At 55.6% G+C, this 17,822-nt stretch carries 11 protein-coding genes and 4 pseudogenes; 9 read left to right on the plus strand and 6 right to left on the minus strand.

Annotated elements, in window-relative coordinates:
• Window positions 1-137 precede the first annotated feature (137 nt).
• A pseudogene (locus EN884_RS00160) lies at window positions 138-524 on the plus strand (transposase); the annotation flags it as partial.
• A gap of 505 nt (window positions 525-1,029) precedes the next feature.
• On the opposite strand, the gene EN884_RS00165 reads toward EN884_RS00160, so the two are convergent.
• The gene (locus EN884_RS00165; protein ID WP_063169320.1) at window positions 1,030-2,247 is read right to left on the minus strand and encodes a serine hydrolase; all 1,218 of its coding nucleotides are present in this window, start codon (window positions 2,245-2,247) and stop codon (window positions 1,030-1,032) included.
• A 354-nt stretch (window positions 2,248-2,601) separates the two neighbouring features.
• Window positions 2,602-2,979: pseudogene (locus EN884_RS00170) on the minus strand (alanine dehydrogenase); the annotation flags it as partial.
• Between the two features lie 458 nt (window positions 2,980-3,437).
• On the opposite strand from EN884_RS00170, the gene EN884_RS00175 reads away from it, so the two are divergent.
• From EN884_RS00175 to EN884_RS00190, 4 genes are all read left to right on the plus strand, one after another.
• On the plus strand, window positions 3,438-4,280 hold the full coding sequence (locus EN884_RS00175; RefSeq protein ID WP_063169318.1) for a transporter substrate-binding domain-containing protein: 843 nt from the start codon (window positions 3,438-3,440) through the stop codon (window positions 4,278-4,280).
• Window positions 4,281-4,340: 60 nt separating this feature from the next.
• A complete protein-coding gene (locus EN884_RS00180; protein ID WP_063170377.1) occupies window positions 4,341-5,315 on the plus strand; it encodes an amino acid ABC transporter permease in 975 nt (324 codons plus the stop codon).
• 94 nt (window positions 5,316-5,409) lie between these two features.
• Window positions 5,410-6,153, plus strand: a complete 744-nt coding sequence (locus tag EN884_RS00185) for an amino acid ABC transporter ATP-binding protein (protein WP_135921822.1) — start codon at window positions 5,410-5,412, stop codon at window positions 6,151-6,153.
• Window positions 6,154-6,505: 352 nt separating this feature from the next.
• A complete protein-coding gene (locus EN884_RS00190) occupies window positions 6,506-8,845 on the plus strand; it encodes a penicillin acylase family protein (RefSeq protein WP_063170375.1) in 2,340 nt (779 codons plus the stop codon).
• A gap of 830 nt (window positions 8,846-9,675) precedes the next feature.
• Here EN884_RS00190 and EN884_RS00195 read toward each other — a convergent pair.
• Both EN884_RS00195 and EN884_RS38445 read right to left on the minus strand, forming a co-directional pair.
• A pseudogene (locus EN884_RS00195) lies at window positions 9,676-11,132 on the minus strand (MFS transporter).
• Window positions 11,133-11,287: 155 nt separating this feature from the next.
• Window positions 11,288-11,443, minus strand: coding sequence for a hypothetical protein (locus EN884_RS38445; protein ID WP_164548527.1), 156 nt, complete (start codon window positions 11,441-11,443; stop codon window positions 11,288-11,290).
• Between the two features lie 258 nt (window positions 11,444-11,701).
• On the opposite strand from EN884_RS38445, the gene EN884_RS00205 reads away from it, so the two are divergent.
• Entirely contained in the window at window positions 11,702-12,877 is a 1,176-nt protein-coding gene (locus EN884_RS00205; RefSeq protein ID WP_063169317.1) for a Xaa-Pro peptidase family protein, read from the plus strand.
• A gap of 2 nt (window positions 12,878-12,879) precedes the next feature.
• Here EN884_RS00205 and EN884_RS00210 read toward each other — a convergent pair.
• Window positions 12,880-13,511: pseudogene (locus EN884_RS00210) on the minus strand (IS5 family transposase).
• A gap of 85 nt (window positions 13,512-13,596) precedes the next feature.
• Window positions 13,597-13,767 carry a hypothetical protein gene (locus EN884_RS38450; RefSeq protein WP_164548526.1) on the minus strand — a complete coding sequence of 57 codons (171 nt, stop codon included), beginning with the start codon at window positions 13,765-13,767 and terminating at the stop codon, window positions 13,597-13,599.
• A 443-nt stretch (window positions 13,768-14,210) separates the two neighbouring features.
• On the opposite strand from EN884_RS38450, the gene EN884_RS00215 reads away from it, so the two are divergent.
• From EN884_RS00215 to EN884_RS00225, 3 genes are all read left to right on the plus strand, one after another.
• Window positions 14,211-15,374, plus strand: a complete 1,164-nt coding sequence (locus tag EN884_RS00215) for a M20 aminoacylase family protein (protein WP_063169316.1) — start codon at window positions 14,211-14,213, stop codon at window positions 15,372-15,374.
• A gap of 62 nt (window positions 15,375-15,436) precedes the next feature.
• Window positions 15,437-16,543, plus strand: a complete 1,107-nt coding sequence (locus tag EN884_RS00220) for an ABC transporter substrate-binding protein (RefSeq protein WP_063169315.1) — start codon at window positions 15,437-15,439, stop codon at window positions 16,541-16,543.
• A 190-nt stretch (window positions 16,544-16,733) separates the two neighbouring features.
• The gene (locus tag EN884_RS00225) at window positions 16,734-17,822 is read left to right on the plus strand and encodes an ABC transporter ATP-binding protein (RefSeq protein WP_224570037.1); all 1,089 of its coding nucleotides are present in this window, start codon (window positions 16,734-16,736) and stop codon (window positions 17,820-17,822) included.

A 17,822-nucleotide genomic window follows, 5' to 3' on the forward strand; every position in this document is an offset into this window, starting at 1 on the left:
GGTGAGCCTGGGATCTTCGCCTTCGTCACGTACGACCGAATAGTCGCTTGGCTCCAATCGCACGCACAAGGCAGGTTACCGTGAACAAGACTATCTGTGGAGTGGATGTTTCGAAAGACTGGCTCGATACCCATGTCGTGCCGAGCGGAGCGGCGGGCCGCTTTCGCAACGATGCGGCAGGCATAGCCGAGCTTGCTGCCTGGTGTTAGGTCAATGGTGTCGAGCTCGTCGTCATGGAGGCCAGTGGCGGCTACGAACGGCTTCCCTTCCTGCTGTCGTGGGAGTTGGGAGTAGCCTGCGGCATGGCCAATGCGAGGAGCGTACGCTGATTCGCCGAGGCGATGGGCTTCCTGGAGAAGACCGACAGGATCGACGCCGCCGTCATCGCCCGCTATAGCGAGGTCAAACGGCTGCAGCCGACGCTGCCGCCGAGCGCGGCCCAGCAGCGGCTCAAGGCGCTGGTCGCCCGGCTTTCCCAGGTAACCGCCGATCTCACCGTCCAGAAGCAGCGCAAGAGCGCTGCCACTGATGCCGATACCATTGCCTGCGTATTCCGATGAAGCCGGCCACCGATTCCGATTTGAAGCCGGCCAGTCATTCCGATTTCATTCCGGCCAGCATTCCGATTTGAAGGCGGCCATTTTTCGGTCTGATCCTGGGTCTCGTTGATGTTTGGGTTGGGTTTTGTTTCAGGTCAAGCTGACGGATAAGCCCGAAAGCGGCACCATGCAAGAATACAATAGGTCCACCGGTTCCATTCTCGCAATACAAAGTCGCGACGGCCCCAATCAATATGCAATGTTCGGTGATCATTGTTTCCTCAGCAAAAGCGAGCCAGATCGGTCTGCATTATGCATATGGGAAGCGAGGCTTCTGGTATTTACTTCATAAGCGTAGCAGCGTCTACAGGCCTTTTGCGCCAATTGCCCCCTAGCCGAACGCAGGAATTCGGCGTAGGCGCCCCAGTTCTTCAACCGCGAATTTGCAGGAAATTCCTAAACAAGCGCGGTGACCGTCTAGTGCATCAAGTTACGCGCGGAGCATCCTCCCCAATGCCTGCATCTGCGGCCTTCTAATCCGATCAATGTGGTCGCAAGCGGGGTGCGACCCGAAGCGCGCAATCACCATCTCCGCCTTTGGCGCTATGTACAGGTTCTGGCCGTAAAGGCCCCGACCTTCAATAGCATCAAGCTCGTCGTGTGATACCCACCATTGGCTTCGGTATGTATAGCCGAATGGGAGGTCCGGCTTGGCGGGGTGGTCGAGATCTTGAAGGTCGTAGACAACACTCGCGGGAACCAGTTGCTTGCCATTACACGAGCCTTCACATCGCATCAGCTCGCCGAAACGCGCCAAGTCGCGCAACGTCACATTGAGTCCGCTATGCGCCCTCGGCATACCGTTTGTCGGGTCGATCTCGACATAGGCGTCTTCTTCGCAGCCCAGTGGCAACCATAAGCGCTCCTCCAACAGTTGTGCGAACGACCGGCCCGTTGCGCGCGACATAACCCAAGCCATAACATTGGTATCGACGCCTTTGTAGACAAATTTGCCGTGCGCCCCTTCCTTTCGTATGGTACGCAGGTATTCGCATCTATATGACTTGTCTACACTTGTGTAATCTTCAGTAAAAGCAACGTTAGTTTGCATGTCCATGACTTGGCGGAGCGTTGCATCTTCCCACCCTGTACCTCGTAATTCCGGCACAAACTGCGATATTGTCTTCCTGTCGTCGAGAATGCCCTCATGCACCAACGCCGCGGCTAGGGTGCCCGCATACGATTTGGTGATTGACTGACACGAATGTTGTACGTGCGGCGCGAGTGCGCCGAAGTATCGTTCGTATATGATCCGCCCCCGATGCAGGACCAAAATGCCGTCGGTGTAGGTGTCGAATAGCGCCTCCTCGAACCGGTTGGTGCGGTCGTCCATGTCGACGAACGTGAGCCCATCGATTTCGGTAGACCTGTTGCTGCACTCAAGCTGCGACGGTCCGCCCCGCCCTCGCCACACTTGGACTGTGGGCCGCAGCTCACGCATATGCGATAGCGACCAGCGAAGCTGAGGAAAGGTCCAAACAGTTTCATTCTCGAATGTTACACGCTTGTCTGGCGGCGGCGGCGCACCGCGCATCCAGCCAAATTCGCGAGGATCCGATGCACGGCCGTCCAGGTATTGCTGTCCGTCGAATTCGAGTACGCTCTCCGACGCGTTACCGACGGTTTGCCGTTGTTTGAATTCTGTCATACATGGGATCCAATTTCATGCCTAGGCGCCCCCGGCGCCAGCTGGCTATCGAGAGTTGCGACCCAACCTCGGGAGTTCGGACTGGACTAAATCACAACATGTTATGATCATAGCAGCGGCAGGCGCGCATTCTATGCGAAATGTCCTCGACAACGCAGCAAATCAGCGTTGTATTGCGGCCGGCGCATACTTGCGGCCCCGCTCTCGCGTGGCAAGTAGGACCTAACTTGCCGAACGCTTCCAGCTACAAGAGGCATGAGCCATCATGCGCAGTATGCCGAGTACATCTCGATTAAACCGGGTCCGAACGGGTTGACAATTGTAACGCGTCTCCGCTGTCCGAGCTACGATGAGTCAAAAATTCTCTGGTCTATCAACGATGTTGACCCAGAGGGATACGTGCGAACTCGCAAGGCAAGAAATCGCGAAATGGCATGGGCGACTCTGCATGTTGGCGACGCGATAGTGGATAACGCCGTCGCCTTCGTAGGTGGGCTCGGCTTGAGTCGTCGCATGCGACGTCTCGAAGCAACCGCCCTGGTCAATAGCGACGTCGACCAGCTCCGAGCCCTTCTTCATGCCGGACATCATTTCGCGGGTGACGAGCTTTGGCGCGGCAGCACCGGCGATCAGCACGGCCCCGACCACGATGTCGGCAGAGAAGCATTCTTCCTCGAGCGCCCCGACGGTTGAGTAGCGGGTGCGCACACGGCCGGCGAAGAGGTCGTCGAGATTAGGGAGGTCGAGATTAGGGAGGTCGAGATTAGGGAGAGAGAGGGGCTTGGACCGCAGTTCCCACGTGACCAGAGTCAGCCCTGCAAGGTGTAATTCAACGCGCCAGTCCAGTTTAGATCCTTCCAAACAAGACGTCTTGTGGCGATGCAATCTGCAGCCTTCGGAGTCCAGCGAGTTGGCGAGTTCGCCGACCTCTCTGAGGCCAGGGTATCCGTGCTTTGTGAAATCGCCAGAGCGATCCGGCGAAAGCCAAGGGTAGTTCGCAGGAAACCTGCATCATCGAACTCGATTTCGCTGAATGCCAACAATGCAGAGCGATAAGGTGTCGTTCGTTAAATGACGGACCGGGATGGGTCCAATCAGCAGGGAGCAATGGCGCACCGCTAAGACACTCCTCTCGGTGGCGACGAAGGTAGCTTTCAAGAAAATAAGAACGAGAAAAAAGGGAACTATAGATGAACAATCATGTAACGACGGTCGTAGTTGCAGTCTCCATGGCGGTTGCGTCGATGTCTTTGTCAGCCAAGGCTTGCGCCGGCGAAGTCCTTGATCGTGTGCTCGCGGCACAGACATTGACGGTAGCGGTCGGGTCCGACTGGGGAGCCTTGTCTCACTTGAACGACCAACATGAACTCGACGGTGATGATGTAGAGGTCGCGAAGGGCATTGCGGACTACTTGGGCGTGAAGATCAAATTCGTGACCCCGGGCTGGGATATCATTCAGGCAGGCCAGTGGGGGGGGCGTTGGGACATGGCCATGGGTCAAATGACGCCGACCAACGATCGCGCCAAAAAATTCGCCTTCCCGGCCATGTACTTCTACGAAGGCGAAGTCGCTGTCGTTCACAAGGATAGCAAAGCGACGAAGCCTTCCGACCTGGAGGGCAAGATCGTCGGCGTCCGAGCGGGAACTCTTGGCGATTTGTATGCCAATCACAAGCTCACACCGGCATGGATCGGCGCTAAGCCAATACAATATCAATTTACAGCGGGCCAAGTGAAGGCTTATCCAAGTGCTAACTCTCTTACGCTTGACGACCTGCGCCTCGGCGATGGTGTTCGTCTCGATGGCGTCATTACTGAAGGAACGACGGCGGCTGCGGCAATCAAATCTGGCTATCCATTGAAGGTTATTGGCGATCCCTTATTCTACGCCCCGGGCGCTGTCACAATCGAGCGTGGCGATAAGGAGTTTATCGACAAGGTCGCTGCCGCGGTCAAGAAGATGAAGGATGACGGCACTCTTGCTAAACTCTCGGTCAAGTGGTTCGGGGGGGATTTCAGCGTCGATAAATAACATGACACAATCGTGGGCGTCCCCTTCCCGGGGGCGCCTCTTCTTAGGAAGAAAATGCTTATGCTTTACCACGATACAGTTGAATCTGAGGTGCTCGTCCACAAGCCATGGTTTATCGGCTGCATATTTGCAATTGTGCTCGCGGTTTTTCTTATCTTCAACGTAGCGGGCACCACGATGGGCGAACTCCTACGGCCCGTGATTGGCGATCACGCACAAGTGAAGTTTTACAGTCGCATTGCGATCGCTTTTGTAATTGCCGCAATGTTCTGCCTCAACCTCGTGCTGATTGGTTTTGTCCCGCTCAAAATCCAAATCGGGATCGTATGGTTTGAGTTGGTGCTACTGTTCCTTTCGCTCTTCGCGGCATTTGACTTAAGCATGCCATTTATTTGGGCAAACCTGCCATTTCTAATTACGCAGGGGGTAGTTACTACAGTTTACGTATCAGCGATGTCACTGCTATTTGCGTCGGCTATCGCAATAATCGGCGCGATTGCGAAACTGTCAAGCAACGGCATGGCTTACGCGATAGTCAGCTTCTACACTTCATGCTTCCGGGGTCTGCCGCTTCTCATGCAGGTTTATCTGATCTACATGGGCTTGCCCCAGGTAGGTTACGTTATTAATGCCGTGCCTGCAGGCGTGTTGGCGCTTTCGCTATGCAGTGGTGCCTACATGACGGAGATCTTCCGTTCGGGCATAGCCAGCATCGATCGCGGCCAGTGGGAGGCATCCCGGTCATTAGGTTTCGGCTTTGCGCTCACAATGCGCAGAATCATTCTGCCGCAAGCGCTTCCGGTTATCATTCCCCCGATGGGAAACACGTTCATCTCAATGCTCAAAGACAGCTCTCTCGTTTCGGTTCTTGGCGTTTGGGAGCTGACGTATCTAGCTCACTCACTCGGCCAGCCAACCTTCCATACTATGGAGATGCTAGTAACAGCGGCAATGATTTATTGGATTTTATCCGCCTGCCTGGAACTGGTCCAATCCCGGATCGAGGACCATTTTGCCAGAAGTAAGAAGCGATGATCGTGAATTCATTGGTCAAGCTAAAAAAGACGTCTAAGTTGGTTCGGCCATTTTCAAGGCACTTACAGATGCGCCAATGAACAAGAGAGATGCAATATTGAGCGACGAAGTCATCGAAGCTAAGAATGTATCCAAATGGTATGGTGCCTTCAGAGCACTAACTGACATCAACCTAACCGTCCGCAAGGGCGAACGTATCGTCATCTGTGGGCCCTCAGGCTCGGGAAAGTCGACGCTGATCCGTTGCGTCAATCGGCTCGAAGCGCACCAGGATGGCGAGATTACCGTCACTGGGATTAGGTTACATAACAAAATGCGCAACGTAGCTGAAGTTCGCAAAAGCGTCGGCATGGTTTTTCAGCACTTTAATCTTTTCCCGCACATGACCGTGCTGATGAACTGTATGGCGGCGCCGATGTGGATAAAGGGCGTTCCAGAGGGTGAGGCTAGAAAGATCGCGCTTAAATTCCTAGAGCGCGTGCGCATTCCCGAACAGGCGAACAAATATCCGGCTCAGCTCTCCGGGGGACAGCAGCAGCGCGTCGCAATTGCCCGGTCCCTCTGTATGGAGCCTGCAGTCATGCTCTTCGATGAGCCGACCTCCTCGCTCGATCCAGAGATGGTCGCTGAAGTGCTCGAGACTGTGACCGGACTCGCACGCGACGGCATGACCATGGTATGCGTCACCCACGAGATGGGCTTTGCGCGCGCCGTGGCCGATCGAGTAATCTTCATGGATCGAGGTGAGATCGTCGAAGAGGGTACACCGCACGACTTCTTCAGAAACCCGCAGCACGAAAGAACGAAATTGTTTCTCAGCCAGATCTTGTCGCATTGAGGGAGCCATCCTTCAACGAGGCCGTTCGACCGAGTTACTGTGTATCGAATGCGTTGCCTCAGGCCAGCGAGACAACATGTGCGGATATTGTATTCGTACGTATTGGCTGACATACATCAGAGCGTTCTCGGCAAGCGCCTCGTTCCCGGAAGCGCGAGAGTAGGATCCCGCTGAGCTTGTGCGCAGCCCACCGTGCCAGTTCGCGTCCAGGCGCGCTGAGGATTGGCTCGCCACACATGATCAGGTTGCAAGAGTGCGGCCTCAACCCTCTGCCCGCAACCGACCACAATCTGCAGACGTCGTCCTCTGGCAGATTCCCGACCATCTTTGGGTGAACCAAACGGATCAACACATGTTAAAGAACATAACCTTCGACCGCCACAGCTCCGACAAGCTTAAGAGTGAGGTCACGATCGACATTGATAAATGGGGGGTTCCTCATATCAAGGCTCAGAACTTGCACGACCTATTTTTCGCGCAGGGTTGGAATGCAGCTCGAGACCGCCTCTGGCAAATTGATATTGCGCGCAAACGAGGTCTCGGTCTCCTGTCACGAGACTTTGGCCCCGGATATTTGGAGCAGGATCGGGCGGCGCGTCTCTTTTTATTTCGCGGAGCCATGAGTGCAGAATGGCAGGCGTACGGCCCGGATTCCGAAGAGATATGCTCAGCGTTTGCCGAGGGGATCAATTCCTACGTAGACAGTTGCCATGACGGTTTGATTGCCTTGCCACCCGAGTTTGGCCTCCTCGGTCACACTCCCGACTATTGGAAACCCGAAGACGTCGTTCGCGTGCGAACGCACTCACTAACCCGAAATGCGATTTCGGAGCTTCTGCGCTGCAGGGTGATGGCATTGGCAGGTGTGGAACGAGGTACCCGCCTCGACAGGTTGAGACAAGAATTGTCACCTCCGATAGCGCCACGACCAGCGGAGGGCCTTGACCTCGCCTTTATGACAGATCGAGTACTGCAGGATTTTCGCTTGGCAATCTGTCCCGTCTCATTCTCGAGGGAAAGACTTGCAGCAAGTCTTCAGGAAGCTGACCGTTGGACCCGCGTAACACCGAGTGATGAGATCATGCAGACGGTGTTCCAAGAGGGCTCAAACAACTGGGCCATATCCGCAACAAAAACCACAACGGAGCGACCAATCCTTGCTCTAGACCCGCATCGCAAGCACGTCCTTCCGTCCATCAGGTATCTTGTACACCTGAGTATGCCCGGGCTCGATGTAATTGGCGCTGGAGAGCCTATGATCCCAGGAATCTCCATGGGTCACAACGGGACAGCCGCCTTTGGTCTGACTATTTTCGGCGCTGACCAAGAAGATATTTATGTTTACGAAACCAAGAGTGAGGGAAATAAATACTTATATAAAGGGGCCTGGGAGCAGGTGAAGACTATACACGAGAAAATTCCAGTTCGCGCCCACACCGACCAGGAGGTAAAGCTTCAGTTCACACGCCATGGACCCATTTTAAACCAAAATGCTGAAAAAGACCGCGCCTTCGCACTGAGAACCGTATGGATGGATCCCGGCATGGCACCTTACATGGCCAGCTTGGCCGTAATGCGCTCTAAGACATTTTCAGAATACACCTCCAGTCTAGCAAACTGGGGTTGTCCTTCAGTTAATCACATCTATGCGGACACGTCGAATGTAATTGCGTGGAAACCGTCAGGTGCGGCTCCGGTCCGAAGAAATTGGGACGGCCTGCTTCCGGTTCCAGGAGACGGTCGGTTCGAATGGGAAGGGTATTTGTCACCGGACGATGGGCCGTTCGAGATGAACCCCGCCAAAGGTTTTGTCGCCACTGCCAACGCAATGAATGTTCCGGAGGAATGGAGTAGATCGCATCCTGCTTTTGGCTACGAGTGGTCTGACAGCAGCAGACATGATACCCTTCATACAACTCTCTCACGATCAGAGAAGATCTCGTTGCGGGACTGCATGTCGCTGCAATGTTCGGTGTATTCGCCGATAGCAGTTCGTATTCTTGCGAAACTAGACACTCTTCTCGGTTCGGTTGCAAACATGCCTGCGTTGCACTTATTTTCTAACTGGGACCGGCATTTGGATGCGAGTTCGCCAGCCGCCGCGTTCTTTGAGATTTGGCTTAGCAAACACCTTGGCCCGACAGTAGCTCGCTTAGAAAGCGCTGACGATGAAGTGTTGGCACTGCTCGTGCCTTTACAGCCTTCGGCCATAGCCTCTTGGCTCGAACAGGCAGAGCCTAGTGAAAAGTTGAAGCATTCCATAATGGAATCCCTAACTTCTGCCTGGAGTGAATGCATATGTCGATTTGGCGACGATTCTGCCTCATGGGCATGGGGCAGTATACATAAGCTTGATTTGCGCCACCCTCTGCAGGCACTGACGTCTGAACAATGGTCGTTGGGCGCCATAGCCCTCGGCGGAAGTAGCTCAACGCTCAATTTTTCGAGTTACCGAAGCGGCCAATTCTCTGTTTCAGAAGGACCGTCAGTGCGGATAATCATGGACGTTGGGTCATGGGATGACAGTCTCTTTATTAACAATCCAGGTCAGTCGGGTGTTCCGATCTCAAGTCATTATCGTGACCTCAATCACGATTGGCAACGGGGCGAATACAAGCCCTTGTTATATTCAGAGGAGTCCATACGGAGGGAGCTCGAACATAGGGTCGTCCTGTCTCCCGCTGACTGTTGAGGATGCGACAGTATAGGCCGCTTACCATTGTAGCAGGAACATATCGGTCGAACTCACCTGGCGGCAAGGTGAGGATCGACACTTTAGCGCCCGCCGGCCGACTTTGATATTGACAGCGGAACGCCCGGCCGGAATCTGGATGCGCTTGTGGGGCAATGATCCCGCTGGTGTGCGGCGACCACCCCTGATCGTCACGAGCAGGGCCGTCGCGGCCTCCAATAATGTTGCAGGAGACTTAGAAGCGGGATGTCCCGCATTGGCAATTGCTCTGCCTTGGGGCCATAGGGAAGAGGGGTAAGGTGCTGGCCCGACCACCGGAGAGCGCGTCTGTTACTACAAGGCTCGATCGCGGCCGCATCACGGCCCTCGGCGGCTGCCGATAACGCGCGCTTCGGGCGCTACCAGTACGCATTGGCGATAATCGCATCTGCTGTAGGAGAGCACTTGATTCGAGACTGACAGTGCGACGGTCAACAGGGTTCGCTATCATTGTCGAGCCGAGTTCAAGAATGGACACATACCTCAGGGAGGACCTTTCAGGGGGCAGACCATTGTCTGTCTCCTCATCCGAGAAACAAGCTAACCTCGCAGAGAGTGGCATCAGGGCAACACGTCATTGTCCTTCGATGCGACTGAATATCGACGACTTCAACGCGGCTTGCCGCCTTCGCGTATAGCCGCAGGACCTTGAATGCCGGGAACCAGCCGAGAAATGTTGGCGGTGGGTGAGCGCCTTTCATTTTTCAAGTCCGCTACATTCTGTCTGTCATATACCCGAAGGCGGCGATGCTTGTTGCCCGCCCGATGTGGTTAGCAGTTGACGTGCCTTCTTATGTATCTTCATTCAGCCTGCGGTGGCACGCTGGCCGTTTCGTTGAATGGCGGGGGAAAAAAGGCGTTGATGACTCAGGCTTGCGTGGAGCACTCGTGGGGCGCTCGATTGACAATGTTATTCGTGGAGAATGCTTTCCTTTGTGGAGGAGGATGATTCTCTCGTCCAGTTCCTTGTCGGCCTCGGTAAGGCGATGATTCAGGCGAAGGTAGTCGGTCCAGGTCGGCGTACGGAATGTCTCCGTCCATAGCACAGGCTCCTGAAGGTTGCGCTGGAGAGTCCAGTGCCGAGCACCAACGCGACTCTGTACATGCCGGCACCCGCGCATGGCGAGGAATTCTTCTAGATTTTCCACGAGTATGAGGTACTCGACTTTGACCACGATGGGGCCGCTTCTCGGCTTGAGACTGAGGGCGACTGCCGGCGCGTCGAATTCCTCCAAAGGGTCGGGCTCGGCCTCGCGACCCTCGCGAAGGGGAAACAGGACGCCGCTCGCAATGGAAGAGGCAGTGCCAGAAAAAGGGAGCACGCCGCACAGGCGACGCATGCCAGCGTCATTAGTTGCTCTTCTGACAAGCTCCGTCTTAATAGGCTGTTGGCGACGCCAGCCATGACGGCGCCTGTGCCGAAGCCGGCGATGATGGTGCCATAGGCGAGCGGTCCTTCGCCCAGCTGATCGCGGACAACCAATGGCAGCAGTGCGAGTATGGCGATGCCCGACAGGCCAAAGAAGGTTCCGCGGGCGATCGCCGTCTTGATTTCCGATGACATCGCTGTGAAGCGCAGCCTGTCATAGATGGCCGTCCTCATTGACTCACGTGGGAGAAGTGAGGAGCGAACCTTCCATTTGCATCGCCATATGGTGACCAAAGGGATCATATAGGTGAGTGTAAACATAGCGAAAGCCGTCATAAGTCCGAACGACGCAATCATGATGCCGCGAGCGCCGGTCCCACGGTCCGTGCAGTGTTGAAGCCAATGGAGAGGAGGGTGACGGCAGCGGGAACTTCGCGTCGGTCCACAATATCGCCAACAGAAGCCTGCCAGGCGGTATCGTTGAGCGCGGCACCACTTGCGATCAAGAAGCTGAAGCCGAAGATCATCCACGGGGCGATAAAGCCCAGCACCACTGAAGCCGTAGCATCGCGGATGCTATTACCATTAGGCATCGGCCGGCGAACATGACTCTTCGACGGCTGAAGTTGTCGGCGAGAACCCCTAGCGAAAATGGACAAAATGAAAGCGGGCAGGTTAGACGAAGCCTGCTCGAGCGCAACCATCAGATCGGAGGTCGGAACCGTTGCCATTAGCCAGCTGATAGCAACGGTCTGCATCAGCCAGCCAAGGGAAGAGACTTGAGAGGCTAAACCAGATTGAGCGAAATGTCGTATTCCTGAGCGGCGCAAACGTCTTCGGCGAAACTACATCCGCATCTGCGCCCGCCGCTTTGCTCATTGCTCCGACCGATTCGGTTCCGCCAAGCTTAACCACTTCGCGCGACACGATCCTCTTACACGTCGGATGCGCCAAATGCAGTCTTTGTATTAGTGTCATCTGGTAGCGAGATGCGGAGGTGGCGGCGGAGAGCCGTCGCTGGTGTCGCAGCGGCCTTACATCAGTGCAAACATGCTGTTGCGTGGCGCCGGCACAGTTCCCCCGGCGTCGGCGGCTTCGCCGGCAAGAATGCGAAGGCGCGCCGACTCGCTGCCAAGCTCAAGGTCGTCAGCATGGTTCTTCTGGCCGAGGCTGACGAGCTTGCCGAGCAACTCGGCGCCTTTGTCGGCGATCCTCTGGCGAGAACAAAGCTGTCGGAGACCAGCGTTGCCTGCATTGAGCGGCCGATGAAGGCACTATGCGCATCTCGCTGCGAGATGCAGCCGATATAAAAACAGCATTTGACGCTAGCCGCCAGGAAAGGGGATTGTCACCCCGCATGAGCCGGCGAAGCTTTTGTTCAATTTCGAACATGGACGCGATCGCGCGTTTTGCGCAACCAAACCACGACACACTGATTGAGGTGAGATATGGCGACGACACGCTCCGCAATTCCTCTGACTGGTGTACCGTTTCCGATATCAGAGTATGAGCGCCGGCAAAACAATGTGCTGGATGCGGTTGCTACGGCAGGCTTGGACGCAATCGTAGTAACGGCGCACGGCCACTTGAAGTATCTCAGCGGCTACGATGGGAGCGGTGGATATTTCGCGCCTTTCCCTCTTATTCTGATGCCGGGTCGGGTCCCGATATTTGTTGTCCGAGAATATGACGAGCAGGCAGTACGTTCATATAGCTGCATCGAGGAAATTGAAACCTATACACATCAGCCTGATTTTGGCAGGGTCTGCGCCGATGTATTGCGTCGACTCGGACTGGACAATAAGCGAGTCGGTTTCGAGCTTGGCTGCTGGAATCTCGCGCCCGCCGACGTGCGCGCAGTCCAAGACCAGCTCCCGGATCTGAAGATTACTGACGTCACCCGACTGGTCTCGTCAGTGTCAGCAGTGAAAGGAGAACTTGAGTTGGCGTGTATGCGCGATGCTGTTCGACTCACTGACGTGGCAATTCGAACCTTTCAGCAATCGCTTCGTCCCGGCATTACGGAGATCGAAATGGCAGCGGCCCTAGCTGCGGCGGTAACAAACGACCCCAGCAACGCCGCTGGGGATATCGGGCTTGCGCCGGGTACCATTTTGTTTGGAGAGCGAGTGAAGTTGCCCCATGCGCCAGCGACCCATCATCCTCTCAGCAACAACGAACCTGCCTTTCTGGAGATAGGGGCTTCGAAACACGGGTATACAGTGGGAATGGTTCGATGCGCAGTCCTTGGCAAACATCCCGAAACCGAATCTTTGCACGGCTTGGCTGAAGAGGTCATTGCGGCCCTTGTCTCCTCGATTCGACCAGGTGCTACGCCGGCGGACGTTCACGCTGCTGGGGGCGAGGTGTTGAAGCGATCTGGACGCAAGGGCGTCTTCCGCCAACGAACAGGATACCAAACTGGCATCAATTGGACTGAGCGCGGCGACCTAAGCCTGGAGCCCGATGTAAATGAACCACTCCGAGCTGGCATGACCCTGCACATGCCAAACATTTTGTGCAGCGAAAGTGGCTACCTATTTGGTGCCGGCGCACACGTGCTCGTGACAGAGCGCGGCGCGGAACTCCTGAGCGAAATCCCGCCAACACTTTATCGGGCGTGATGCTAGGCGGCGTGGACAAATTTGAGCCAGTATCTGGCGGTGGCTAGGTAGACCATTCCGAGGAAGCTATTGGCCAATTGATCGTAGCGGGTGGCAATGGCCCGGTTGATTTTGAGGTGGCCGAACATGCGCTCGATTCGGTTCCGCTGCTTGTAGAGCGCCCGGTCATACTCGATCTTCACGCGGCGGTTTGATCGGCCGGGTATGACGGGTTTAATCTTCCGCTCGGCGAGATCGGCGCGAATGGTATCGGCATCGTAGCCCTTGTCCGCAAGGAAGGCGTCCGGTGCACGAGTCCCCCTTTTCCGCCCGCTGCCGAGACATGGGCGCGAACTGTGGTGCTGTCGATGCTGTAGTGGCCGCTGTCCGCCATGACCTCGGCGAGCATTACCGCCACGGTCTCCCAGACCCCGGCCTCGCTCCAGCGTCGGAACCGACGATAGATGGTGTTCCAACTGCCGTATTTGGGCGGGACATCCCGCCATGGAGCGCCGCAGCGGAGCCGCCAGAGAATGCCGTTGATGATCGAACGATTCTGCTTGGGAGGTCTACCTCGGCCGCGTTTGTCAGGGTCGATGGGCAGCAAGCCCTTGAGAACACGCCATTCTGCTTCGGTGAGATCGCCCCTGCTCAAACCTGCCTCCAAAAAGCAGCCTTGAATCAATCCTCTTGGGCTACGTCAATCGCATCGACGTCCGAAATTCCGTAAGGCGGATATACTATTCCGCCAAGGTGATGGACAGTTCGAGAGGGCTGTCGCTATCCGCGAAAAATCGGCTGCCATCCTCAAACTCGATCACCACCTCTCCATCGCGGTGGCGCATGACACGGCGAACAACCTTGCCAATCAGCATCGACGTAGCTCGTTCGCTCTCTTCTTCCAGTGTCATTCCCAATGCTAACAACCCGATCGCAGGAAAGCGACCCTGCTAACATCGAATTTGTCCACGCCGCCTAGGGTCTGCGGTTTGCGGATTGAGTGGCAAAGCGCATGCAGTCCTGGAAAGTAGGTCGTGGGAGGGGGAGGAGTGTCGCGATGGTGACAGCTCTTCCTACTCAGACCTTTGCCATTGGCCGTTGCCAGCAGAGCCAGAGTTTATGATTGCCAGCACTTCGCAGCTGGTCCTCTAAGGCCGAAGCTTATCCATTTGAGGGCAAACGGCTTGTTATCGGGTCGCAGTCGCCGGCGCCAACACCGAGGCCTGAACGCGGGGCTATCTCGGTTCTAGATGGTTACGATATCCAAACTGCATTTGACGAAAACACCGGTGGCATCGATCATTAATTACGCACCGGCGCCTGATCCAAATTACTCAAATGCGGGAACGTGCCTATGGTTGGCGTTGACAGGTTCAAGGAGATCGAGATCGAAGCGATGACTTGGCGCCGGTACCTGCACGAGAATCCGGAGCTTGACTATCGGGTGAATGACACAGCGGCATTTGTGGCGGAAAAGCTGGCTTCCTTCGGGATTAACCACATCGAGTGCAGGATAGCTGAAACCGGCGTGGTTGCGTTGATCCAAGGTCAACTCGGAGATGGGCCCACTATCGGGTTGCGGGCCGACATGGACGCTCTGCCTATACTCGAAGCTTCAGGCAAACCTTGGACGTCGAAAAGGTCCGGACAGATGCACGCGTGTGGTCACGACGGGCATACTGCAATGCTCCTTGGCGCCGCGAAATACCTCGCCGCGACCCGGAACTTCAAAGGGTCCGTTGCCCTGATCTTCCAACCTGCCGAGGAAGATGGCCGCGGCGGCCAAAGAATGGTCCAGGAGGGGATCATGGACCGTTTCGGGATATCTCAGGTCTTTGGCATGCACAATTGGCCAGGCATGGAGGTTGGTGCGTTCGGCATTTGCGAAGGTTCGATTTTTGCCGCGCTCGACGAGTTCGATATTGTGGTCAAAGGCAGAGGGGGTCACGCGGCCGCTCCCCATCTGACAATTGACCCCGTCGTTGTTGCAGCTCAGATCATTTTAGGCTTGCAGACACTAGTCTCACGCAACACGGACCCCACCGAGTCCCTGGTGATCTCCGTCACAAAGCTGAACGCCGGACAAGCTTACAACATCATTCCCGAACGCGCGGAGATTGCCGGAACAGTCAGGACACTGTCACCGATTTTGCGCGACTTCGCTGAAAAACAGATTGAGGCGTGCGCGGAAAATATTGCACGCGCTTCCGGGGCGAAGGTCGAGTTTCAGCATCGCCGCCTGGAGCCCCTCACTGTCAATCATCCCGATCAAACGCGTCGGGCAACAGAGGTGGCGCGTGCTCTGGTCGGCCATTCATCGGTGAACCCCAAAGTCAAACCTAGTTTGGGGTCAGAGGACTTCGCGTACATGCTAGAGGCGCGGCCGGGGGCATGTATACTGCTTGGAAATGGATCGACTGCTGCTCTCCATAATCCAACCTACGACTTTAACGATGAAGCACTGCCATACGGCATTGGATACTGGGTCAACTTGGCCGAGGCTGCTCTAGCACCATGACATTGTCCAAGCAAAACAACCTTGGCTAATCAAGGCTGAGATCACAAGAAGAGGGTAACGACATGAAATACGAAATAAATCGCCGACGATTGCTGCAGGCGACATCGACCGCCATGGCGGCTGGCGCTCTGTCTTCAATTGCGGGCCGCGTTGCGGCCCAAACACCCAACCAGATCAACGTAGTGCTAGGCGGCGGCGATTGGGGAAAGGCTAACATTGAGGCTTACGCTAAGCCATTTGAAGCTGAGACCGGTATCAAGGTCAACCCAATCACCGACGACATGGGTATGGGACAGGTCGAGTTGATGGTAAAATCGGGCAATGTCACGGTAGATGTCGGGGCGCTTACGCAAGGGTCCGGCTTGGTCGCAGCTAAGAAAGGAATTCTTGAAGAAATTGATTACTCCTTGTTCAGGAAAGAAGAGCTAGACGGAATTTATGAATTTGCCAAGCAACCGTTTGGCGTGGCAAATTTGATTTACTCATATAATATGGTATATAGCACAGACGTATTCCCAGCTGATAAACCCCGGCCGACAAACTGGGCTGAATTCTGGGATGCTGATAAGTTTCCCGGCGTTCGCACCTTGGTGTCCGGCCAGTTTGGTTCAGAAGGACCCTGGGAAGAGGCCCTGTTAGCGGACGGTGTATCTCCCGATAAGCTCTACCCGATGGATATCGACCGGGTGTTTGCCAGTTTGGACAAAATAAAGCCGCACATCCGTAAGTGGTGGAGCAGCGGATCAGAGATTCAACAGATGTTGCATGATAAGGTCGTTGACATCGCTCAATCGTATGACGGAAGAGCTCTACTGTTGATCGATCAGGGCGCCGCGACGGAGATCAATCGAAACCAGGCGAAGCTGCAGTGGGATTATTGGGTCATTCCAAAGGGTTCACCCAACGCGAAGGCTGCGCAGAAGTTTATCGAATTCGCCACTCGCGCGGAACGTCAGGCAGCATTTTGCCAATTGTTTCCTGAGGGACCAAGCAACGGCAATGCGTTCAAACTTCTTCCCGAGAAAGTTGCGCGCAAGCTCCCTACCCACCCAGATTACATCAAGAGCAGCGTTTCCATCAACGGCAAATGGTACAATGAGGTAGGCCCCAGCGGTGTTTCCAACACTGAGATGCTTATCCAGCGGTGGAATGAGTGGATCCTGCAGTAGGGTTGGTTGAAGTGCGAAAGTCCGGTCGGGGTAACTCCATACCGGGCTAAAGTCGAAACTGATGCTGAAAATGTGACGGGGAGCGGGGTAGCCCACTAGCCTCTCCGCTCACGGCATCGGGTACGACGGCAGAAGGTACGGCAAATGCCTGCTAATGCACGCCAGCGATGGTGGAGGAGCCACAGTGAACATGCACGCAATGAATACCGCCCCCCGTTCGGAAGTTGACGCTGCAGATGTGAACCAATCGGTGCCACAAATTCAGTTCAGCAGTGTTACCAAGATGTACGGGAGTGTTCCGGCGGTCAGGGATCTGTCGCTGACCGTGCGTCGCGGCGAGTTCTTGACGATTCTCGGCCCGAGCGGCTCGGGTAAGACCACTACCCTGATGCTCTTGGCCGGCTTTGAGGCCCCGAGTTCGGGTGATATTATGATCGCCGGCCATTCAGTGGCTTCGGTCCCGTCCTACCGGCGCGATCAAGGAATTGTGTTCCAGAGCTATGCGCTGTTCCCGCATCTCACAGTGGCTCGAAACCTGGAATTCCCTCTCGAAATGCGGGGCATGGCTCCCGATCAGAGGAAGGTTCGGGTAGCCCGTATGCTTGAGCGCGTGCATCTAGGGGAATTCGGCGGTCGCATGCCATCCCAATTGAGTGGCGGTCAGCAGCAGCGCGTGGCGCTAGCCCGCGCGCTGATTGCCGATCCACCCTTCCTATTACTTGATGAACCGCTTGGCGCACTCGACCGTAACCTGCGTGAGCAGATGCAGATCGAGATGAAGAGCTTGCACAAGGAGTTCGGTATCACGACGGTGTGCGTTACGCATGACCAGGAGGAGGCGCTTACTCTGTCAGACCGGATTGTTGTAATGCGCGCAGGACGTGTCGAGCAAATCGATACACCAGAGGCCCTCTATGATCGGCCATCATCGTGCTTTGTCGCTAAATTTCTGGGTGAGGCGAACATTCTCGAGGATGCCTTGTTGCTGGCCAGAGGGGGCAACGCGCCGCAAATCGGCACCGTTGCGATGATAAGGCCAGAGCGCATCAGTGTACTTCCGAAGACTGCGGAGTGGGCTCAAACGGACCAGCGGCAATATGTTGCCGGTGCGGTCGACGATATGATTTTTGCCGGCCCTCTGCGAAAATACCATGTTCGCGTTGGCAACAATGTTCTCATCGTCCGGGAACATGTCGCGGCAGACCAACCTGTTTTCCAGCCAGGCGAGGAGGTTTGCCTCACGTGGCTGCGGTCAGACATTCGCTTCGTTTCGCCATAA

The sequence above is a fragment of the Mesorhizobium sp. M7A.F.Ca.AU.001.01.1.1 genome, assembly GCF_004022735.1.
Lineage (GTDB): Bacteria > Pseudomonadota > Alphaproteobacteria > Rhizobiales > Rhizobiaceae > Mesorhizobium > Mesorhizobium ciceri.